Annotated in this window: 20 protein-coding genes and 1 pseudogene; all 21 read left to right on the top strand. The window is 35.4% G+C overall.

Going from position 1 to position 23515, the window contains the following annotated elements; translation table 11 throughout:
- The first annotated feature begins 8 nt into the window (after nucleotides 1-8).
- On the top strand, nucleotides 9-788 hold the full coding sequence (locus tag OLM57_RS14725; RefSeq protein ID WP_264564448.1) for a CbbQ/NirQ/NorQ/GpvN family protein: 780 nt from the start codon (nucleotides 9-11) through the stop codon (nucleotides 786-788).
- 57 nt (nucleotides 789-845) lie between these two features.
- Nucleotides 846-2621 carry a nitric oxide reductase activation protein NorD gene (locus OLM57_RS14720; protein ID WP_264564447.1) on the top strand — a complete coding sequence of 592 codons (1776 nt, stop codon included), beginning with the start codon at nucleotides 846-848 and terminating at the stop codon, nucleotides 2619-2621.
- 158 nt (nucleotides 2622-2779) lie between these two features.
- Nucleotides 2780-3748, top strand: coding sequence for a DUF438 domain-containing protein (locus OLM57_RS14715; protein WP_264564446.1), 969 nt, complete (start codon nucleotides 2780-2782; stop codon nucleotides 3746-3748).
- Between the two features lie 13 nt (nucleotides 3749-3761).
- Complete coding sequence (locus OLM57_RS14710) at nucleotides 3762-4343, top strand: cytochrome c oxidase subunit 3 (protein ID WP_264564445.1); 582 nt, start codon at nucleotides 3762-3764, stop codon at nucleotides 4341-4343.
- Between the two features lie 2 nt (nucleotides 4344-4345).
- A complete protein-coding gene (locus tag OLM57_RS14705) occupies nucleotides 4346-4585 on the top strand; it encodes a cytochrome C oxidase subunit IV family protein (protein ID WP_264564444.1) in 240 nt (79 codons plus the stop codon).
- A gap of 310 nt (nucleotides 4586-4895) precedes the next feature.
- On the top strand, nucleotides 4896-6356 hold the full coding sequence (nirK, locus tag OLM57_RS14700; RefSeq protein WP_264564443.1) for a copper-containing nitrite reductase: 1461 nt from the start codon (nucleotides 4896-4898) through the stop codon (nucleotides 6354-6356).
- A gap of 84 nt (nucleotides 6357-6440) precedes the next feature.
- Nucleotides 6441-6761 (top strand): annotated as a pseudogene (locus tag OLM57_RS14695) (c-type cytochrome); the annotation flags it as partial.
- A 27-nt stretch (nucleotides 6762-6788) separates the two neighbouring features.
- Entirely contained in the window at nucleotides 6789-7559 is a 771-nt protein-coding gene (locus OLM57_RS14690) for a formylglycine-generating enzyme family protein (protein ID WP_264564442.1), read from the top strand.
- 32 nt (nucleotides 7560-7591) lie between these two features.
- Nucleotides 7592-8233: an SCO family protein gene (locus OLM57_RS14685; RefSeq protein ID WP_264564441.1), complete on the top strand. Its 642-nt coding sequence runs from the start codon at nucleotides 7592-7594 to the stop codon at nucleotides 8231-8233.
- An 11-nt stretch (nucleotides 8234-8244) separates the two neighbouring features.
- The gene (locus tag OLM57_RS14680) at nucleotides 8245-9519 is read left to right on the top strand and encodes an alginate export family protein (RefSeq protein ID WP_264564440.1); all 1275 of its coding nucleotides are present in this window, start codon (nucleotides 8245-8247) and stop codon (nucleotides 9517-9519) included.
- Nucleotides 9520-9969: 450 nt separating this feature from the next.
- Complete coding sequence (locus OLM57_RS14675) at nucleotides 9970-11445, top strand: MFS transporter (RefSeq protein WP_264564439.1); 1476 nt, start codon at nucleotides 9970-9972, stop codon at nucleotides 11443-11445.
- 164 nt (nucleotides 11446-11609) lie between these two features.
- Nucleotides 11610-13202, top strand: coding sequence for an MFS transporter (locus tag OLM57_RS14670; RefSeq protein ID WP_264564438.1), 1593 nt, complete (start codon nucleotides 11610-11612; stop codon nucleotides 13200-13202).
- A gap of 182 nt (nucleotides 13203-13384) precedes the next feature.
- Nucleotides 13385-14434 (top strand): MFS transporter, encoded by a 1050-nt coding sequence (locus OLM57_RS14665; protein ID WP_264564437.1) that lies wholly within the window; start codon nucleotides 13385-13387, stop codon nucleotides 14432-14434.
- Between the two features lie 74 nt (nucleotides 14435-14508).
- Nucleotides 14509-16725 (top strand): molybdopterin oxidoreductase family protein, encoded by a 2217-nt coding sequence (locus OLM57_RS14660; protein ID WP_264564436.1) that lies wholly within the window; start codon nucleotides 14509-14511, stop codon nucleotides 16723-16725.
- Between the two features lie 16 nt (nucleotides 16726-16741).
- Nucleotides 16742-17311, top strand: a complete 570-nt coding sequence (locus tag OLM57_RS14655) for a 4Fe-4S dicluster domain-containing protein (RefSeq protein ID WP_264564435.1) — start codon at nucleotides 16742-16744, stop codon at nucleotides 17309-17311.
- Nucleotides 17312-17361: 50 nt separating this feature from the next.
- Nucleotides 17362-17877: a ubiquinol-cytochrome c reductase iron-sulfur subunit gene (locus OLM57_RS14650; protein ID WP_264564434.1), complete on the top strand. Its 516-nt coding sequence runs from the start codon at nucleotides 17362-17364 to the stop codon at nucleotides 17875-17877.
- 18 nt (nucleotides 17878-17895) lie between these two features.
- Nucleotides 17896-18144 (top strand): DUF6755 family protein, encoded by a 249-nt coding sequence (locus tag OLM57_RS14645; RefSeq protein ID WP_264564433.1) that lies wholly within the window; start codon nucleotides 17896-17898, stop codon nucleotides 18142-18144.
- A 36-nt stretch (nucleotides 18145-18180) separates the two neighbouring features.
- Nucleotides 18181-18378, top strand: a complete 198-nt coding sequence (locus OLM57_RS14640) for a fibronectin type III domain-containing protein (protein WP_413614353.1) — start codon at nucleotides 18181-18183, stop codon at nucleotides 18376-18378.
- A gap of 112 nt (nucleotides 18379-18490) precedes the next feature.
- Entirely contained in the window at nucleotides 18491-18655 is a 165-nt protein-coding gene (locus OLM57_RS18715) for a T9SS type A sorting domain-containing protein (RefSeq protein ID WP_413614330.1), read from the top strand.
- A 1124-nt stretch (nucleotides 18656-19779) separates the two neighbouring features.
- A complete protein-coding gene (locus OLM57_RS14635) occupies nucleotides 19780-20529 on the top strand; it encodes a LytR/AlgR family response regulator transcription factor (RefSeq protein ID WP_264564431.1) in 750 nt (249 codons plus the stop codon).
- Nucleotides 20513-23509, top strand: coding sequence for a histidine kinase (locus OLM57_RS14630; protein ID WP_264564430.1), 2997 nt, complete (start codon nucleotides 20513-20515; stop codon nucleotides 23507-23509). The genes OLM57_RS14635 and OLM57_RS14630 overlap by 17 nt, the downstream gene beginning before the upstream one ends.
- Nucleotides 23510-23515: the final 6 nt, after the last annotated feature.

The raw sequence follows: 23515 nt of genomic DNA, 5'->3' as shown, positions 1-23515 counted from the left end.
CCATAGTAATGTCACTAAACACACCATACTATCACACTGTAGGCAAAGAAGTCGAAGTCTTTGAACATTCCTATAAAAATAAAATCCCTTTTTTGCTGAAAGGCCCGACTGGAACGGGAAAATCTCGTTTCGTGGAGTATATGGCACATCAATTGGATAAAAAACTCATTACCATCAGTTGTCATGAAGAAACTTCTTCAACCGATTTAATTGGTCGATTCATCATCAAAGGAGCCGAAACCGTTTGGCTTGACGGGCCTTTGACCACTGCCGTAAAAGAAGGAGCAATTATCTATCTAGATGAAGTAGCCGAAGCCCGTCCCGATGTAATTGTAGCGATTCATTCCTTGACCGATCACCGTCGTGTACTGTTCATTGATAAATTGGGAGAAACGATTAAAGCGCACGATGATTTTATGCTGGTTGCTTCTTTTAATCCTGGCTATCAAAGAGGTTTTAAAGAACTAAAACCTTCCACCCGTCAGCGATTTATTGCCGTTTCTTTTGATTATCCCGAGCCGAAAATTGAAACTGAAATTTTAGTTAACGAAACCAATATTGACAGCGAAACTGCCAAAAAACTAGTCGCTATTGGTAACAAGATTAGAAATCTTACCGAATTAGGATTGACCGAAACCGTTTCAACACGACTTTTGGTAGATGCCGCAAAAATTATTCACAGCGGATTGCCAAAAAGACTGTCGGTTCACGTAGCAGTAGTTGAACCATTGACAGACGATTTGCAAACATTAGAAGCGCTGAAAGATTTATGCAATTTGATGATATAAGAAAAAAGTTATCAGTTATCAGTTTGTACTGAGACTGAAAACTGAAAACTAAAAAAAATGGGTTTCGAGATAGATGAATACTTAGTTGGGAAGTTTTTCAAGCATTTAAAAAGCAGAAAAAAAACAAATCCCGAAATTGAAGCAAGAACAGTTTTTTTGAGCGAAATTAAATCGCGCTTGACTATTTTGGCTAGAGCCATAACAGGAAATCCTATCGAAATATTTCCTGCCGAGAGAGAAGGGGGATACAAAAACAATAGCTTTTTTCTCCCAATTTCGTTTGCTGAATTCCCTACGCTGGAAGAGAATCTTACTTTTTATCATTTTAGAATTTTGTTTTTAAGTGTACAACAACGTTTAAATTACAATTGGGCACTAGAAGAAACAGAACCAACTTTAGTTCTTTCCCAACAAAAAGCATTGGAAACATCCGATGGAATTCTTTCCGTTTTGTTCGGAGAATTTTCGATTGACAGACAGTTCTTGGCGAATGCCAAAAATCATTTTATCCAAAAAGCAACTGCTAAAAATGGCCCTGATTTTTCTTGGCTGTTTGGCAAATGGATGAAAAACGAAGTGGCAATCGAAAGCGAAAATGTGTTGCATAACTTCTCGGATAAGACCAAAAAGCCAAACGAAATTCAACCTTTAACCACGCTGAAAGCAAAAGCCGTTGAGGAAGTGATCACAGTCGAACTCGACAAAAAGCAACAAGAAGATTATGTAATGCTACATAATTTTGAAAAAGTGGAAACTGCCGAAGAATTCAACGGAAACTGGCGTGATTTTGATGGGTCTGATGAACTCGAAGACCATCAAGGCGCATTGGAAGAATTGAACATGAAATACACCGTTCGAGTGGATGATACGTCACATTCCGTATATCAAGCTGATTTTATGGAAAATACGACAATTTCCGAAAGTGCTTCTGTCGATGACAAAGGTTTTCATCACAGTTACGATGAATGGGATTTTAGCAAAAACAGCTACAAAGAAAATTTTTGCAAAGTATATCCAAAATCACAGTTAAAAACAGATAACGATTATTATAAAAAAACATTGCAAAAGAATGCCTCTACTTTAATGGGCTTGCGCAAAATGTTGACCAATGTCAATAATAAAATGCAACAACAAAAAAGACAAACTCAAGGTGATGAATTTGATATTGACGCCATTACCGATTTGTATGTAGATGTGCATTCTCGAAGAACGCCTTCGGATAAAATTTATATTTCGAACCGAAAAAAGGAAAAGGATTTGTCGATTCTAATTCTGTTGGATATTAGTCTTTCCAGTGATGGATATGCCGCAGGGAATCGAGTAATTGATGTAGAAAAAGAGGTTTCCATTTTGTTTGGAGAAATTTTAAACGAATTCAATATTGATTTTTCTATTGATAGTTTTTATTCCAAAACTAGAAATTACTCGACGTATTTAACGGTTAAGGATTTTGATGAAAGTTGGAATATTGCAAAACATAAAATTGGAGCTATTGAACCAAGCGGTTATACTAGAATTGGAGCTGCTTTGCGGCACGCTGGTACACGTCTCGACAAACGAAGTACCAAAAACAAATGGGTAATTTTAATCTCTGACGGAAAACCAAACGACTACGATAAATATGAAGGAAAATATGGGGTTAATGATGTAAAGCAGGCTCTTCGTGAACTTAATTCTAGAAACATTAATTCCTACGCATTGGCCATTGAAGCCGAAGCGAAATATTATCTGCCACAAATGTTCGGACAAAATCACTATCAAATTTTGACCACTCCTGTTGAGTTGTTACAATCTTTAGTGAAACTATACGAAAAGATTAAACACCAGAAATAAGAATATAATAACCATTTTTTTATTGAACCATCAAGGTATTAAGTCGCATTAAGTCAAAGTTTAAATATTGAATCAAAGCTTAATTTTCTTAATCTCTCAATGGTTTTAAAAATACTTTAAGGAAAAAAGAAAATAGTTCAAAATAAAATTTAATTAAAATGACAGAGACAATTAACAATACCGCAGCATTGCCAGAAGGACATCCCGTTTGGATTTATTTTCAAGAAAAAGAATTAATCACTTCACTTTTAGAAGAAATTAAAGCAGTTAATCCGTTGATAGATTTGCCAAAATACACCAATATATTCAATCAGTTAATGACGATAGAGAAACGGTTTGCCCGAAAAGAAAATCAGCTTTTTCCTTTTTTGGAGAAAAAAGGCTGGGTTGGACCTTCACAGGGAATGTGGTCGTTTCACGACAATTTGCGAGAGCAATTTCGTTTGATTCAGTATTATATTAAAATGATTAATCCCGAAAGAATTGAAACCAATACTCCTTTTTTGGTCGACGGAATTTATCGATTGTTGGGAGTTGAAGAAAATGTTTTATTTCCAAACGCAATAGAAATCCTAACCGAAAGTGATTGGATAGAAATGCGAAAAGGCGAAGAGGAAATAGGATGGATGTTAGCACAAACACCTCCTCCTTTCCCCAAATTGGAATATATACACCCAAGTCAAGATTTCACTCAAAGAGATTTGTCTTTTTCATTAGAAAATACATCCCATTACGATGAAGGGTATATGACAGTGGAGCAAGTGAATCTGCTTTTCAAAACAATGCCTTTGGATTTGACTTATGTCGATGAAAATGACAAAGTTATTTTTTACAACAGAGGAGAAGAACGAGTCTTTCCTAGAAGTGCTGGAATCATTGGTCGTGAAGTGAAATTTTGCCATCCTCCAAAAAGTGTGGGAACCGTTCTTAAAATTTTGGATGAATTTAGAAAAGGAACTCAAAATGAATCTTCGTTTTGGATTAACTATAAAGAACGCCTGATTTACATTCGCTATTTCGCAGTTAGGGATGCCAATAAAAACTACAAAGGTGTGATCGAAATGTCTCAGGATATTACAGACATCAAAAAAATTGAAGGCGAAAAGCGTTTGCTGGATTGGGAATAAACAAAAAACAATTATGAGTACCCTTAAAATAAATTACAAAAACATCTATTATCCACCAGGAGGAATCCTGATGTGGATTATCATTTTTCTCGAACTCATTACTTTCGGGATGGCCTTGGTTGCATTTGTGTATTACGGAAGCGAACAAACAGCCTTGTTTCATCAATCTAGATTGCAACTCAATACCGCTTTTGGTGCAATAAATACCGTTTTCTTATTGACAAGTGGTTTTTTTATGGCCAATGCAGTAGATCATTTCAAAGAAAAGGAGATTCAGAAATCCTCATTATTCTTTAAGTTGGCAATGTTGGGAGGTTTTTTATTCTTGGCACTCAAAAGTGCAGAATATTACCATAAAATAGAAAGCGGAATTACATTAGACACCAATATGTTTTACACTTTTTATTGGCTATTGACAGGATTTCACGTAATTCACGTGATTATGGGATTGGTGATTTTGGCTTGGACAAATTACGGAATGAAAAAGAAAAATTCAGACACTACTATTGAAGATATTGAAGCCTGTGCTGCTTTTTGGCATATGTGCGATTTGATTTGGCTGCTTTTGTTTCCTACACTTTATTTATTCTTTTAGCAATGAAAAATTCACTACTTTTAATCTTTATTTTGTTATTAACTATCACAATAGTAACTTCTTATATAGCAATTTCTTTTTCAGTCTCTGCTTTTATTGCCCCTTTGATAATGGTTTTGGCCGCTTTTAAATTTTTATTGGTTGCTTTTCAATTTATGGAATTGAAAAAGGCCCATTTGTTTTGGAAAATCAGCTTAACAATAACTTTAGGATTGATTGTGGTTTTGATTATATGGGATTAAATAGTTACTAAGTGTCTAAGATTCTAGGTCTTTAAGATTATGAAGATAATCTAAAAATTATGCGCAGTTAATCTATGGAATTGGTAAAATGTGAAAGTGGTTAGAAAAGGGCTGTGAACTTTTTTTCAACTTATAATCCTAGTTACTTAGAATCTTAACTTCTTAATTAATTTGGTAAAATAAGATTCTTAAAAAAAAGTTAAAAACATGATATTTATCATTATTTAATCAAAATTCATCTTTTAATTTTACAGCATAATAAAAGACAAACTTATCCTTAATTGAAAACCTTTTCTAAAACTATAAAATTATGAAAAAACCATCCAATTTCAGCAAGTCCAACAAACTTATTGTTTTTGCACTATTTGCGGCCGTTAGTTTCTTTTCTTGTGACAAAAAAGAAGAAAAGCATGGTGTTGATTATTACGAAAAAATAAAAGTAGAAGGGCAAAAAGAAGCCGAACTGACTGCTCCGCCAATGGTTCCAAAACCTGTTGGTGACAGACCAGCAATGCGTTTGGTAGTTAACATGGAAATCAAAGAACAAGAAGGTGAAATGGTTGATGGGACAAAATACATCTATTGGACTTTTGGAGGATCAGTGCCCGGAAGTTTTATTAGAACAAGGGTGGGAGACGAAATTGAATTTCACTTAAAAAATCATCCCGATAATAAATTGCCACACAATATCGATTTGCATGCCGTAACAGGACAAGGTGGTGGAGCGGCTTCTTCGATTGTAGCACCTGGACACGAAAAAGTATTTAATTTCAAAGTTTTAAATCCAGGATTGTATGTGTACCATTGTGCAACAGCACCAGTTGGGATGCACATCGCAAATGGAATGTATGGATTAATTCTTGTAGAACCAGAAGGTGGTTTGCCTCCAGTTGACAAAGAATTTTACGTGATGCAAGGGGATTTCTATACCAAAGGAAGCTATGGCGAGCAAGGAGTCCAGCCTTTTGATATGAACAAAGCTTTAAAAGAAGAACCCGATTATGTAGTTTTCAATGGAAAAGTAGGTAGCATAGCAGGTGATAATGCGCTTACCGCCAAAGTGGGAGAAACCGTTCGTATTTATATGGGTAATGGTGGACCAAATTTGGTTTCCTCTTTCCATGTGATTGGTGAAATATTTGATAAAGTGCATATTGAGGGAGGCGATGCAATTAATACAAACGTTCAAACAACTTTGATTCCAGCAGGAGGATCGGCTATTGTAGAGTTTAAAGTTGATGTACCAGGAACATTTATTTTGGTGGATCACTCTATTTTTAGAGCATTCAACAAAGGAGCTTTGGGAATGCTGAAAGTAACTGGTGAAGAAAATAAGAAAATCTATTCTGGAACTACCCAAGAAGGGATTTATTTGCCTGAGGGTGGAAATATTCAAAATATGCCTGAAGGGAAAAAAGAAGCCAAATCTACTGTCGCCAAAACATTACCTGAACAAATTAAATCAGGAAAAGGAATATTTGGAACAACTTGTTTCGCTTGTCACCAGTCTGAAGGGCAAGGGGTGCCAAATGCTTTTCCACCATTGGCGAAATCAGATTATTTGAATGCTGATCCAAAACGCGCAATTCAAGCAGTAATTAGAGGATTAAGTGGTGAGATTACTGTAAATGGCAAAAAAATAAACAGTGTAATGCCAAGTCAAAATCTAACTGATGATGAAATTGCTGATGTATTGACTTATGTTTACAGTAGCTGGGGCAATAATAAAACTGTCGTAACACCAGCAATGGTAAAAGCTCAAAGAAAATAATAATCATTAACTAAATATTTAAAAATCATGAAAAAATACATTTTAGGAATAGCATTAATTGGATTAAGTCTACACGGTTTTAGCCAAGATGCAAACAAAGGGAAAGGGGTTTATGCCAAAACCTGTATTGCTTGTCATCAAGCTACTGGAGCAGGAATTCCAGGTGCTTTTCCTCCATTGGCAAAATCAGATTATTTAAATGCCGATGTGAACCGAGCCATTAAGCAGGTAATCAAAGGGTCAAATGCTCCTATAACTGTAAATGGAAAAAAATACACTACAGCTATGCCTCCTCAAGCTTTGAGTGATCAACAAATTGCTGATGTACTTACCTATGTATACGCCAGCTGGGGAAATAGCAAGAAATCAGTGACAGTAGCAATGGTAAAAGCCCAAAGAAAATAATATAAAACTAAGCAAAAAGAGTCCCCCATGTTTCAACTGAAAAATATAGTAGCTTCCTTTTCATTGATTGTAGGAATTACTCTTTGTGCTCAAGAAGTTCAAATGGTACCAATAGGCGGGGGGACTTTTGTTCCCCTGTATGGTGCTACTACCAAAAAACCGGTTAAAGTAGCTCCGTTTAACTTGGATGTCTATCCTGTGACCAATGCCCAATATCTTGCTTTTGTAAAAAAGTATCCAGAATACAGCCGATCTAAAATGAAAGGATTGTATGCTGATAAAAGTTATTTAACCCAATGGGCGAGTGATTTCAATTATGGAACCACTAATTTGAGTAACGCTCCAATAACTAATGTTTCTTGGTTTGCTGCCAAAAAATATTGCGAGTGTGAAGGGAAACGTTTGCCAACAATGGACGAGTGGGAATATGTGGCTATGGCCGATGAAAAACGTACTGATGCCCGTAACAAAGAACAATTCAATCGGTATATTTTATCGTGGTACGAAAAACCAAAAACCTATTCGAATCCAGTAGGCCATACCTTCAAAAATTATTGGGGTGTCTATGATATGCATGGTTTGGTTTGGGAATGGACAGCAGACTTCAACAGTATCTTTCTTTCAGGCGAATCCAGGAAAGACAAAGACACCGATACCAATCTTTTTTGCGGAAGCGGTTCCGTAAATGCAACCGATTTGATGAATTATGCCGCTTTTATGCGCTATGCGTTTAGAGGAAGTCTCAAAGCAAATTATACTACAAAAAATTTAGGTTTTCGATGTGCTAAAGATAAATAATAGCTTTCGAAACTCTACCAAAATCAAATACAATGAAATCAAATTTAGTCCTAAACCAAAAAAGAACGCTTAAAATAAGATGGTCATATATTCTTGTTTTCCCTATTCTGATACTTTTTTTTGCTATTCAAGGATGCCATAAAAAAGAAACTGTGGTGAAAGATAAACCTATTTCGGATTTATCAATTTACAATTTGCCTTCGAAATGGACCAATCAAAACGGTCAAAATATTGAAATGAAAGATTTGAGAGGAAAAGTGCTGGTAATGGTCATGATTTATACTTCTTGTAAATCGGCTTGTCCTCGGTTGGTGGCTGATATGAGAAATATCGAATCCCGTTTACCAGAGAATATCAAAGAACATGTCAAATTGGTATTAGTGAGTATTAATCCCGAAGTGGATACCCCAAAACGTTTGAAAGAATTTGCTATTGCCAGTAAAATGGATGGCGAACAATGGGAGTTTTTGAGGTCTACCGAAGAAAATACAAGAGAGTTTGCGGCAGTTTTGGCTGTAAATTACAAGAAAATTGCACCTTTAGAGTTTTCTCATTCCAATATTATAAGTGTTTTTAATGTCGAGGGTGAATTAGTTTATCAACAAGAAGGATTAGGAGTAAACTCGGATGAAACCATTCAAAAAATAACTGAAGAAGCTGAAAAGTTAAACTAAATTAAATACCAATGAACTTACTTAAAAAAATCAGTTTATCATTTATAATAATGGTAAGCATAGGAGTTAATGCTCAAGAATTTGACGCAAATTTACAAATCAGACCCCGTTACGAATTTAGAAATGGGTATAAAGCGCCAATTCCTTTTGGAGAAACACCAGGTCAATTTATATCGGAAAGGACACGTTTGAATTTTAATTTCAAGCAAGAAAAATTTGTTACTAAACTTACGATGCAAAATATTAGAGTTTGGGGAGATGTTCAAACCACAGCCAAATCGGATGTTAATGGAATTGAATTATTTGAAGCTTGGGTGCAATACAATTTTGATAAAACATGGAGTGCTCGACTAGGTCGCCAAGTAATCTCATATGATAACCAACGTATTTTTGGAGAAATCGACTGGTTGCAACAAGGACAAAGTCACGATGCTGCGTTAGTGACATACAAACATAAAAAGAGCCAATTAGACTTAGCAGTAGCTTACAATGCAAATGCCGAATCAGATCTTGCTACTCCATATATTGTTCAAAATTACAAAGCAATGCAATATGCTTGGTACCATACAGAATTAAGTAAAATAAACATGAGTTTGTTGTTCTTAAACACAGGTTATGAAAATAAATTAGCAACCCCAATTCCAACCCCACTTCCAGAATTGAAAGTAGATTATATGCAAACTTTTGGAACTTATCTAAATAGTAAGGGAACAAAATGGGATGCAAATCTTTGGATTTATGGACAAACAGGAAAAAGCAATACATTTAATGTAAGTGCTTATGATGCAGCTTTGAATTTCAATTATGCAGTAACAGACAAATTTAAAGCAGGTTTAGGGTATGAATTTTTATCAGGAAAAAGCCAAAAGAGTACCAGTACTGATGTAAAATCATTCTACCCATTATTTGGAACCAATCATGGATTTAATGGGTTGATGGATTATTTCTATGTAGGAAATTATAAAAATACTGTTGGTTTGCAAGATGCCTTTTTAAAATTTGGATATTCTACAACAAAATGGCAGTTTAATTTAATGCCTCATATTTTTAATGCTGCCAATACAGTGTTAGATGCAAACAAAAATGAAATGAACAATTACCTAGGAACAGAAGTTGATTTTACAGCTAGTTATGCTGTTCAAAAATATGTAACGGTTTCCGGAGGGTACTCTCAAATGTTTGGAACAGATACTCTGCAGAGATTAAAAGGCGGTGACGTAGATCATACCAATAACTGGGCATGGGTGATGGTGAATGTGAATCCGCAGATTTTTTCTTTTAAATAATTTATTAATTTTATGCCAACAAAAGAAGCTATCCGAAAAGTATTTTTCAGATAGTTTTCTTTTGTTTGTGATGAACTGTGACCGGGCAGAAAAGTACTTAGAGAATCAGATTTTATTAAAAGAGTTTTAAAATTTAGCTTAATTGAATTATGCACATAAATCTGTTCAAAACATTTTAGTTTTTTAATTTAATAAAAAAATGAGGGTATTTAAAAAGACAAGACAACTAATCATTTTGGTACTCAAAGAGGATTTCATTCTATTGATTTTTTGGACAACCAACGAAATATTTAGGAGTGGATATGCTTATTACTGCCAACTGATAAATATCATATTTTGTTTTTTATAAAGGTGTTATTTTTGATATACATAATAAAGGACTTTTTTGTCTTTTTTTAATTAGTAAATTTATTTTAAAAGGAATTGCATTAATAATAGAAAAATTAAAATATGAGCAACTTATACCAATCTCACAAAATTTTATTTCTTAATACTTTAGCTTTTTCTATTTGTTTTGCTTGCTGGACTTTAAATGGTGTTTTGGTCACTTTTTTGGTTGATAAAGGAATATTTAATTGGTCAGTAGTTGAAGTAGGTTGGTTATTAGGGATTCCTATTTTGTCTGGCGCAATTTTCAGATTACCAATCGGTATTATGACTGACAAATATGGTGGTAAAATAGTTTTTTCTGCTTTATTGTTACTTTGTTCTATTCCTCTTTTTATATTGCCATTGGCTAATTCATTTTGGAGTTTTGCAGTTCTGAGTTTTCTATTCGGTTTGGTTGGGACAAGTTTTGCTGTTGGAATTGGATACACATCAGTTTGGTATCCACAAAATTGGCAAGGAAGAGCATTGGGTATTTTTGGAATGGGAAATGCAGGTGCAGCCATTACCACTTTTGTAGCGCCAACTTTATTGAATGATTTTTCAAAAAATGATCCTATCAATGGTTGGAAAATGTTGCCAATAACCTATGCTGTTGTATTGGTTGTAATTGGTATTATCTATGTTGTATTTGCTAAAAATAAAAAACCTTTAGGGGATTCAAAAGATTTAAAAACACTTTTAATACCATTAAAATCGATTAGAGTTTGGCGTTTTGGAGCCTATTACTTTTTAGTTTTTGGTTGTTTTGTTGCTTATTCTCAATGGTTACTTCCTAATTTTATGAATGTGTATCAAACCTCGTTAGTTATGGGAGGTATGTTTGCAACAATGTTTAGTTTGCCATCTGGTGTAATTAGAGCTTTCGGAGGGTATTTATCCGATAAATTTGGTGCCCGAAAAGTGATGTATTGGGTATTGGGATCTTCTATAATAATCAGCTTTTTATTGATGTTCCCGAAAATGGAAATCTTTACTGCAGGTCCTGGAGTGCTTGCGGCAGAAAGTGGTATGATTACTGAGATATCGGCTTCCGAAATTAAAATTGATGGGAAAGTCCAAAGTGTAAATACCAAAGTGGTTTCGGAAAAAGAAGTAAAATCGATTCTTCCCGTTAAAAAATCATGGCAAGAAATTGTCGTACAGCAAAATCAAGAGGTAAAAAAGAAAGAGCTATTGGCCAAAGGAATCACACAGATTAAGTTTGAAGCCAATATGTGGGTCTACTTAGTGTTAGTCATTCTTATCGGGATTTCTTGGGGAATTGGTAAAGCGGCGGTTTTCAAACACATTCCAGAATATTTTCCGAATGAAGTAGGTGTTGTAGGCGGAATGGTCGGGCTAATAGGTGGATTGGGTGGCTTTGTAGGTCCAATTATCTTTGGATATCTTCTTAATTTCACTGGACTTTGGACGAGTTCCTGGATTTTCATTTTTGTGATTTCCGTTCTTTGCCTGCTTTGGATGCACCGCACGATTATCAAAATTCTACGAATCAAATCGCCGACTTTTACAAAAGACATCGAGCATAATCATTAAAAAAAAACAGACTCTAAGGGTCTGAGATTCTAAGATTTTGACTTACAAAGGTTTTTAAATTTTAGTTTTATCAATAATTAAATACGTTTTTAAACGATTTTAGGAAATCTTAGTATCTTAGTAGCTAAGGAACTGTAAAATACAATAATTCAAATACACACAATATGAAAACATGGTTAGAAAAATGGGATCCTGAAGATGAAATTTTCTGGAAAAAAACAGGTAGTAAAATAGCTTGGAAAACATTGATAATTACGACTTTGTCATTAATAATGTCTTTTGGCTCGTGGTTTATGATGAGTGTAATAGCAGTGAAATTGCCAGGTCTTGGTTTTCCATTTTCTAAGGATCAGCTTTTTTGGCTGGTTGCCATTCCTGGATTGGCTGCTGGATTTTTAAGAATTATACACACCTTTATTTTGCCTATTTTTGGGACAAGGCACGTAGTAACCGTGGCAACTTTACTTAAATTAATTCCAGCAATTGGAGTTGGATTTGCGGTAATGGACACCAATACTCCTTTTTGGGTCTTTGTTCTTTTGGCATTTGCCACAGGTTTTGGTGGTGGAGATTTTTCATCCTTTATGCCTAGCACAAGTTTGTTTTTTCCAAAAAGGCTGAAAGGAACAGCATTGGGAATCCAAGCAGGAATTGGGAATTTTGGTGTTAGTTTAGCTCAATTTGTTACGCCGCTTATTTTGAGTGTTAGTATCTACGGTGCTTCATCGGTATTTACAAGTATAAATGCTAAAGAAACACAGAATGTTTTTATAGACTCAACAATTGGAAAACAAAAAGAAGTTTTTGCAGCTTTGGATACCAAAGCACAGAATAATATTTTGGCCAATGTGAAAAAACCAGTGTTAGATTCGGTTATTGCGGCAACGGGCTCGAATGAAAATGTCGAAATTTTTGCAGCATTGCCACAGAAAGTGAAATCGAGAGCGATTGCTAACTCCAATCCTAAATTGGCCGAAAAAATAATAAACAAAATTAGTCCCGACAATGAGGCGGTTAAAAATATAAACATCTACATCCAATCCGCTGCATTTTGGTATTCCGGATTTCTTTTGGGCTTGGCACTTGTCAGTTGGTTATTTTTAAGAAGCATTCCAATGCAAGCTTCAATAAAAGAGCAAATGGATATTTTTAAAAATAAGCATACTTGGTATTGTACAATTACTTATTTGATGACATTTGGAACATTTGCAGGATTATCGGCAGCATTTCCATTGATGATTAAATATTTGTATGGCGATTTTCCTGATGCTCCAGATCCATTGGTTTATGCTTTTTATGGGCCATTGATTGGTTCTGCTAGTAGAGTAGCTTTTGGTTTTGTGGCCGATAAAATAGGAGGAGCCATATTGACAACCATTACCGGAATCGGGATTTTGGTGGGAGCAATAATTTTGGTTACTCAAGGATTGGTTTCACCAACGAGTATGGATCAGTTTCCGCTTTTTGTAGGTGTAATTTTAGCAATATTCTTTTTTACAGGAATCGGTAATGCGGGTACTTTTAGACAATTTCCTATCATATTTTCAGAGAATCAGCGTCAGGCTGCTGGGGTAATTGGATGGACTGCTGCAATTGCTGCTTTTGGCCCTTTTATCTTTTCGATATTCATAGGAAATAATATTGCGGCAAATGGAACAGTTAATCAGTTCTTTATAGGCTTGATTGTTTTCGCAATATTAGCTACAGCAATTAATTGGTGGTTTTACAACCGTAAGGGTTGTGAGAAGCCGAGCTAAATGTTAAGTATTGAAAATCATTAGAATAATTAATATAAAGACAGTTAAATATCTTAAATTGCAATGTATATAGTAGTTATTGTAACATGTTTTGATCTATTTGTGTTTTGAAAAGTATTTTAACTTAGTTTTTTCTTTTGTTAATTTTACAATAAAATAAAAGTGTCCTTTAAATTGAATTTATGAAAAACAAAACGTATAACACCAAAGCAATACTCATTGCGACCGGGCTTTCAATCTTTATGATTGCCCTTGTGTTTTTCGGTTCCAGAAAACTGCAAAATTTTGATGCGGCATTGGTGACCTATTTATTTGGGACGGTATTTGCTTTCTTCGGAATTGTTTATCGTTATTCGGTTTGGTTGCAAAGACCACCGACATGGATCTATTTTAAACGCGGTATAACGTATTTGGTAACTGGAAAAGTGTTTTCTCATTTTTGGTTTGCCACCAAAGAATCGGTTGAGAATATTGCTTTTCAAAAGTTTATTTATCCTAGAGGAAAATACCGTTGGATAGCGCATTTTATGATTGCGGTGGGTTGTACTTCGGCTTTTATGGTTACGATACCTCTTACTTTTGGTTGGATTAATTTTGCAATGGCTCCCAATACAATTTCGGTATATGAAGCGTACTTTTTTGGATTTAAAGTAATGGATTTTAGATTGGATTCTATTGTTGCGTTTTTGACGTTTCATGCCTTGAACTGGTCTTCGTATCTGGTTATTTTCGGATCACTGTATTATTTAAGACGTCGTTTGACCAATCCTGGATTGATTGCCACTCAGTCTTTTGAGGGCGATTTGTTGCCCCTTATTTTATTGATTGCCATTTCGGTAACAGGTTTAGGTCTTACCTATTCGTATCAATTTATGAAAGGATTTGCGTTTGATTTCTTGGCGGTTTTACACGCTGTAACGGTAATTATGTTTTTGATTTGGATTCCGTTCGGGAAATTCTTTCACATTATACAGAGACCAGCACAAATTGGAGCGCATATTTACAAGAAAGAAGGAATGAAAATGGGAATGGCACTTTGCCCTCATACGGGGGAAGAATTCGCAACCCAATTACATATTAAAGATTTGAAAATTGTAACAGAACAATTAGGTTTTGATTTCAACCACGATGATGGAACATCTCATCTGGATTTGAGTCCTGAGGGAAAAAGATCAAGACTAGCCCAAGCACATTTGAAAGCTAGGTTAGAAGGTGGAAATTTATTTGGATAAAAAATAAACAGCTCAGAAATAAGGATTGAAATTAAGATTGCAACTTTATTTTTTTAAGGTATAAAAATTAAAAAATGGCAAAATTACCAGTATCAGAAGAGAATATAATTAAACATTTTGGACCTACTCTAAATTATGCGCCAAAGGATGGCTATGTAGGCAGGGATGAACCAGATGAGGCTGTAAAGACCCATTGTTGTTTCTGTGGAATGCAATGCGGAATCCAATTGTTGGTGAAAGAAAATAAAGTGGTGGGGTTTGAGCCTTGGATGGAATTTCCTTTTAATGAGGGAAGATTGTGTCCGAAAGGGGTACAACGCTACTTGCAAAATAACCATCCTGATCGTTTGATGACTCCGTTGAAAAGGATTGAAGGGCAAGGATTTGTGCCAACTTCTTGGGATGAAGCGATGAGTAAAACGGTTTCGGAAATTAAAAGAATTCAAGAAAAATATGGGAATGATGCCATGTCCATGTTATCAGGGGTTTCGTTGACTAATGAGAAAAGCTATCTTGTTGGTAAATTTGCTCGTGTGGCACTAAAAACTAAAAACTTAGATTACAATGGACGTTTGTGTATGGTGAGTGCCGGCGCGGGTAACAAAAAAGCATTTGGACTTGATAGAGCTTCAAATAATTATTCGGATCTGGAATATGCCGAAGTGATTATTGTTGCTGGAGCCAATATCAGTGAAACATTTCCAACATTAACGCATTGGATTTGGAAAGCCCGTGATCGCGGTGCCAAAATTATAGTAATTGATCCAAGAATGATTCCGCTGGCACGAACTGCCGATATTCATTTGGACGTACGTCCTGGGACAGACTCAGCTTTGTACGGAGCGATGCTGAAATACTTGGTGGATCACAATATGCTGGACCATGATTTTATCAATAACTATACTTCGGGTTTTCAGGAAACGATTGATGCAATAAAAGATTATACCTTAGAATGGGCGGAGGAAGTCACTGGAATTGACAGAAATAAAATACGCGAAGCGGCCGAGTTATGGGGTAAGGCCAAAACGAGTTTCTTGCTTCACGCCCGTGGAATAGAACACCACTCAAAAGGAGTAGATAATGTTTTGGGTTGCATCAACTTGGTTTTGGCTACAGGAAGAATTGGTAGACCGTATTGTGGATATGGAACAATAACGGGACAAGGTAACGGGCAAGGCGGTAGAGAACACGGCCATAAATGCGATCAATTGCCGGGAAATAGAGATATTGAAAATCCGGAACACCGTAAGTATATTTCAGAAGTATGGGGAATCAACGAGAAAGATATGCCAGGAAAAGGACTTTCGGCTTACGAAATCATCGAAGCCATTCATCGTGGAGAAATTAAGGGATTGATTTCGATTTGTTTTAATCCGTTGGTGTCTTTGCCAAATAGTAATTACGTTCGAGAAGCTTTGGAAAAATTAGAATATTATGTTTGTATTGACTTTTTCTTGAATGAAACGGCACGCCATGCCGATATCGTTTTGGCAGGTTCATTACAGGAAGAAGAAGAAGGAACTACCACATCGGCAGAGGGAAGAGTAATTCGAATTCGCCAAGCGGTAACACCTCCCGGAGACGCGAGAACCGATACCTCTATCATTCTGGAATTGGCTAAACGTTTGGGAGTTGAAGATAAATTTACGTATGAAAACAGCGAAGCTATTTTCAACGAACTGCGTGTGGCTTCTAAAGGAGGAACGGCAGATTATTACGGAATTACATACCAAAGAATTGAAGACGAAATGGGTGTTTTTTGGCCTTGTCCAACAATAGGTCACCCCGGAACACCAAGATTATGGGAAGACAAAAAGTTTAAAACACCTGATGAGAGAGCACATTTTAATCCCGCTCCGTACAAGCTTCCGGGCGAAGTAACCGATGCTGATTATCCTGTGATTTTGACAACAGGCCGTGTGGTGTCTCAATATTTGAGTGGTACACAAACCCGCAGAATCGGTAAATTAGTCGACCAGTATCCGGAACCGTTATTGGAAATTCATCCTAAACTGGCACAGCAATATGGAATCAAACAAAGAGAATTAATAAAAGTTTCCACCCGACGCGGAGAAGGAATTTTTCCTGCTAATATTGTGGAAACCATTAGGGAGGACACAGTTTTTATCCCGTACCACTGGTCTGGTAAAAAATCGGCGAATCAGTTAACACCGGGAACATTAGACCCAATTTCCAAAATACCGGAGTTCAAGGTATGCGCCTGCCACTTGGAACCGCTCAAGGAAATAGCGGCACCTTCAACAGAATCAAAAGCTTATGCAAGCGTTTAATCTATAAAAAGTAAAAATGAATTACACCAGTTTCAATAAAAACGAGGAATTTTTTGTAGATATGCAGCGTTGCATTGGCTGTAAAGCCTGCGAAATGGCTTGCGCCGAATGTGAGACGAACGGTCAGGAATCCTTGATTCACGTGAATTATGTGGACAGGGCTTCTACTGTGCAAACTACCGTGCAGGTTTGTATGCATTGCGACGATCCTGTATGTGCGAATGTTTGTCCTGCGGATGCTATATCCAAAGACGAAAATGGAATCGTGCATACCGCCAATACCGAAAGATGTATTGGCTGTTCGAATTGTGTGATGGCCTGCCCGTTTGGAGTACCCAAAAAAGAGGAGTCCTACGACTTGATGATGAAGTGTACGATGTGTTATGACAGAACCAGTATTGGTAAAAAACCAATGTGCGCTACAGTTTGCCCAAGCGGTGCTTTGTTTTTTGGTACAAGAACCGAAATTGAAGAAATGCGTCCTAACAGTACGCCAATCAATACTTTTATTTTTGGTAAGGAAACTGTTAACACGAAAGTCAATATTATGATGCCAAAAGGAAGTACGCAGTTGATTATATATTGATTTGGTACAACTTTAATCCTTAAACCTCAAACTTTTTACAACATAAATAAATGTCAAAAGAAGATAATTTAAATAAAAATTGGAAGAAAGATTTTCCAATCCTTAAGCAACAAGCGACCAATGTAAGTCGTCGTGATTTTGCCAAATTCCTTACACTCGTTTCGGGCGGATTAATGGTTGGTAGCGGACTCGTAGCCGCCAAAGCCTATTTACTGCCCAAAGAAGAAGTCAAGGGAGAGCATTTTGTGTGTAAAAAAGGTGAAATTCCAGTTGGTGGCACCCGAGCTTTTGTAATCGAGGGCAGTACCATTCCCTATATTTTGATTCACCTCGAAAATGGAGATTTTAAGGCCTATGAGCAAAAATGCACACACTTGTCGTGTTCCGTTTTTTACAAACCCGGCACCGGAATCATTCATTGTCCGTGTCACGAAGGATCGTTTGACGCCAAAACGGGGGATGTTCTAGGAGGCCCGCCACCAAGAGCCTTACCGAGTTTGTATGTGTTTTTTAAGGAAAATGATATTTACGTAAAAGCGTCTCAGCACGAAGAACACGCAGTATAAAAACTAAAATATAAGAATATGAGTAATTTTAGAACCAGTCAAAACCAAGCGAATCCCAATAAGTTGAACAACATTCTTTCGACTTTAATATTTATATTAATTTTGAATGTGACCATTCAGATTTGGTTGTTGTACGCCTCATTGAACAATGCTTTAGAAAACAATCGTGAAATATTGATTCCAGCTTTTATTGCCTCTTTAATTTTGTTTTTTATAGGTTTTAGCTGGCTGTATTACTTACCATCTGGGAATAGACAGAAGAAATAATTATAGTTTGCGACTGCTTCAGAAAATGTAGGCGCTATCTCGGTTAAAAAGAAAAGTGTAGGCATTATAACTTACTATATATATAAAGACGACCTTCAGTTGGCGACTATAACCGAAACAACTTATACCATTACCGAATTAAGTCCTAATACAACTTATTCATTTACTGTTAAAGCAAAAGATGCTGCTGAAAACATTTCTGAAGACAGCCATGCATTTACTGTGACACATTAAAAAAAGACATTTTGGGAACAGATCATTTTAACATGAATGATTCTGTCAAATTACATCCAAAACAACAGTTGAAAATGTTACAATTGAAAATAGCTTATTAGAGAATCTACAATTGAGCATTTTTGATGTTATGGGCCGTTTTCTTTTTTCGAAAGAGTTAAAAGAGAAATTAACTATATTAGATATATCCAATTTGCCAATTGGAGTTTATATGTTCAAAATTTCAAATGAGTCAGGCACTGTACTGATAAAGTGTTTAGAAATTAAATTTAATTAAAAGTTATTAGTTGAGCTTGACAAGTTCAGAAGCCGTTTTCTTAAACAGAGAACGGTTTTTAACTTTAAATCAGAAAAGTTTATTATTCTAATATGTTCAAAAAAACTATAGGTAATGAACCTGTGTTTTTTATAAAACCGGAACTTACCTTTTACTTTCTATTTTTATTTTTTTTCGAAGGCTGTTGCTGTTGTTTAGCACTTTTTTGGGGAGTTCTTATGCAATCGGTAATTATCCCCCCAAACACCGCAAAAAATAATAAGTGTAACTTTAGCGGAGGTTTTTATTTTCGAGGAGTGCAGTAGCGGGGTTGTGGCAATCGAACAGCTACCGTAAACGCGGCCGTTAAGTGCAGGCTCGGAGCGAAACGAAGCAGATATGATCGTGAAACAGCGGGGTAACTAAAAAATTAGCACTGCTTTTCTGTGGGGCGTAACTTGATTTAGGGAAAAGCGAGCTACGAATACAAATGAAAACGGGATTATTGCGGAATAGGTTTTGTTTTTGCAATAGTGTTCATAGATATTGAAAAAGCAGTTGTAGTGGGTGGCGCCAACCACGATGGTGTGCGAACAGCGCCAGCGCTGAAACAACCAGGGGCGACAGACATGATACGGCTGGAATGCAGTGTAGTGTAGCTTGCGAAGTGAAACGGAATGAAGCGGTATTGTGGATGTAGGAGCCCCGCCGAACGCAGGAAGAGAGTGTGTGAAGATGAGGGCGAGAAAGCGTAGCGGTGGCCTGCTCTATTTTCGGGGCTGGCCGACGCTATGCTGACGAGTGGACTGTGGAAGGAAGGGCGGGAGGCTTTTTCGGCCGACGACCGACTGGAACAGCCTAGCGGAACAAAGCAAACGACCGGAGAGAGACCGCTTGATTGCCCGTGTTGTTTACAGTAATAAAGCGCTCATGGAAGCAGGAGTATTTTTTAAACTTTCAATATCATTATGTTACAATAATTAGCTTAATAAATATGTTGCGGAAAGTAGATGATGACAGCGTATGGGTTCCACTTTAAAAATAAAAAAAAACGTAAAAAATAGGTTTAAATTCCTATTCTAATATTCTTTATGATTTAAAATATTGTAGTAATTTCACGCATTTATTATTTGAATTCCCCCGATATGAAATTAAAAGTGATTATTGTTGATGACGAAACTCGTGCTCGAAATATTTTAAGAAAGTATTGTTTTGAGCTTAATGATCGCATTGAGGTTGTAGATGAATGTAATTCTGTTAAAAGTGCCGTAGTTTCAATTAGAAAATACAATCCTGATATTGTTTTTTTGGATGTCGATATGAAGCCAGAGAATGGTTTTGAACTATTTAACTATTTTGATACTATTAAATTTGAAATTATCTTCACAACAGCTCATCAAAAATACGCCATAGAAGCTATCAGAAATAGTGCTTTGGATTTTTTGCTTAAACCAATAGGATTGGACGAATTTAAAATTTCTATATCTCGATTTGAAGCCAATAAATTAAAAAAAGTAAGTTTTGATCGTTTTAAGTTGCTTATAGAAAATATAAACAATCAATTTACCGATAAACAAAAAATTGTTTTCCCTTCTAAAACTGGTTTCGAAATCGTTCAAGCCAACAGTATTGTATTTTGTAAAGCAGATGGTGAAAACACTATAGTTAGTACAATTGAGAAGGATTACTATACCACAAAATCGTTTAAAGAAACCTATGAATCTTTGCTAAACCTGTCTTTCATAAAAGTGCATAGGAGCTATTTGGTAAATACCAATTACATTTCAAGTTTTAAGACAAGCAATTCTCAACTCGAACTGATTACCGGTGATTTGATACCAGTATCTAAAGCAATTATGAATAAAAAGGAACTTATAGATGCCATTACGAAATAGTTTTTTTTATTATTTATTTTTCTTTTTTATTCCTTTTTTTGTATTCGGCCAATATTTTCCCTCCAGAAATTATTCAACTACAGATGGTTTACCCAATAATGCTGTACGTGCTTTATTTATAGATTCTAAAAATGTTTTGTGGATTGGTACAGAAAATGGAGTCTCCCGTATGGTGAATGGTTCTTTTTCCAATCTTGATGAATCGGATGGATTAGGACATAACAGTTGTTGGGATATTTCGGAAGATAGTGACGGCAATATGTGGTTTGCCAGTTATGGCGGTGGTGTGAGTAAATTTGACGGAAAAAAATTTACTGTATTTACTGTGAAGGATGGATTGTTAGCCGATAAAACTCGAAAAGTTTTTCCTTATAAAAATAAAATGTATGTTGGTACAGAGCAAGGCGTATCCATAATTGACATTAAAACCAATACACTGATTAGCCCAAAAGTGCCACCACACGAGGAGGATTTTATATGTATTTCATTTATGAAATATAAAGGAGAAGTTTATTTCACTTCCAATTTTAAAGGCCTTTTTAAAATAGATGAGTCAGGAGGAATACCTAAAATTTTGCCAGTTGTCTTACATAAAAATTCCTATAGTTTAGGAATGTTTGGAACCACACTTTATAGTGGTAATGAGGGTTTTATTGATAAGTATGACATAGAAAAAATAAAAAAAGGAGATTTGTCTTCTACTAAATTTGGAAAATCGTTTGTTTGGCAATTTGCAAGAGATAAAAGGAATACCATTTTTGCCGCTGCGTGGGGGGTTTATAATACGGATGGAGGGCTTTTTAGAATCGATAACAGCCAGATGATTGATGTCTCTGATTGCTATGGGATTGATTCCAAGATATTGTTAAATGTAGTATATGATTCTGTTAAGGACGTTTTGTACGTAGGTGCAAATGACAAGGGAATCTATGAAGTACGAATGGATAAAATGATTGATTATACTAAGTTTGATGAAAAAGCAATCATTGATTTTGAAAATATAGGGAATCAAAAAATCATTTTGCACAATCAGGGTGTTTCTTTTTTAAACGAAGAGGATAAAATTTCAAAGACTGTATCGCTTACCGATTTTAAAATTTTTGAATTGGATTATTTAAAAAGCAATAAAAATTTAGAATCTATACAAGGTGTTGAATCCAGGGATTTTAAATTAAATTTTACTATTCCGGCGAAAGGAATTGAGTTTTATGAAATGGTAAAACATAAGAATTCATTTTGGATAGGAAGTAATATTGGGATTTTTGAAATTAATTCTGACGCTGAAATTATTGGTTATATACCCAAACATAGTTTGAAAATTGGCTTTTCCTATAATGATAAGTTCATTGAAACGATAACTTATGCAGGAACACGAGTTTATGATGATGTATATAGTCTTAAGAGTCGTCATTATTCTAAATTCGAAAAGAACACGCCGCAATATATTGTCAAAATCTTAAATCACAAAGACAAGACTTATCTTTTGTCTGTTTTCAATGGTTTGTATGTCTATAAAAATAATCAATTTCAATCGTATTTGGCTGATGCAATTTGGAAGGAAAAAAAGTTTAAACACATTACCGTAAATGATAAAGGGCAACTGGTATTAGCTGCCGAATTTGGGAATGTCTTTATTGTTGATGACAGTAAATCTTTTAAAATTATAAAAACAATTGCCAAAAAACAACTTATTGGAAACACCATTTTATTTCTTGAAGCTTATAAAGACTTCGTGCTTATTGGAACCGAAAAAGGAATCAATATTTATAAAGACGGTATCGTTCGTTTGATTGATCAGGAACAAGGATTGAAAGATTGTGCCGTAACGACTTCCAAGATTTTCAAAGAACAGCTATGGTTAGGAACCAAAAAGGGGTACTATACGATTGATTTAAAAAAACTTATTGCCAGGCAAATTACAGTTTCCTCAATTGATATCAGCAAAATTGTAATCAATACTATTCCTATTTCTACTTCAAATTACAAATGGTTTAATTTCAATGCAAAGGAATTGAAATGTGATTATGAACATAATTCTTTTTCAATCGACTTTATACCCATCGGACAAACGTTTCCACATAAATTAAAGTTCAGATATCGACTTAACAGTAAAAACCGCTGGAGTCCGTATAGTGATAAAACTAATTTGTTTTTGCCCTATCTGCCTTTTGGTAAATACAATCTTGAAATAGAAGTATTTGATATGAATGCAGGAAATTCAACTGTTTTCAATATTCTTAAAATTTGTATTGCACCCCCTTTCTGGTTTACTTGGTGGTTTATACTTATTGTTATTCTATTTATTATAGGAATGAGCTATTACTGGATTTGGGTTACTAAAAAGAAAGAGAAGGAAAAGACAAGCATACAAAAACGTATAGCTGAAACCAAACTTGAAGCGTTGTTGAGCCAAATGAATCCTCATTTTACGTTTAATGCCATGAATGCAATTCAAGATTATATTATGAGTAATGATGTGGATAATTCATTGCGCTACATTGGAGCGTTTGCCAAATTAATGCGAAAAACATTGGAGAATTCTTCAAAACAAACCATTACGCTAGAAGATGAAATTGCTTACCTAGAATTGTACATGACCATTGAAAACATGCGATTTGACGATAGAATTACTTTTGAATTTCAAATTGATCCAGAAGTGGATATAGATTTTTTCGAAATCCCAACAATGCTGCTACAACCTTTTGTGGAGAATGTTTTTGTCCATGCTTTTGATTACACTCACACAGATCCAAAATTGATTATTTCATTTTCAATGGTGACTGAAGGTATTTTAGAATGTAAAATTTGGGATAATGGTGTTGGATTTGTAACGCCCAACAAGCAAAAAACACATCATTCTAGGGGTGTAGCATTAGCAAAAGAACGTTTGTCTTTGTTAGATGGAACTTTTGAGAATACGATTGTCATTCAGCACAAAATAAATGAAGGAACAACCGTTACCATTTGTTTAGAAGTATAATTTTTT

Source organism: Flavobacterium sp. N3904 (assembly GCF_025947305.1).
Classification (GTDB): Bacteria; Bacteroidota; Bacteroidia; order Flavobacteriales; family Flavobacteriaceae; genus Flavobacterium.
The sequence above is the reverse complement of the archived record's forward strand: the minus strand, read 5'-3'. Positions and strand labels throughout refer to the sequence as shown.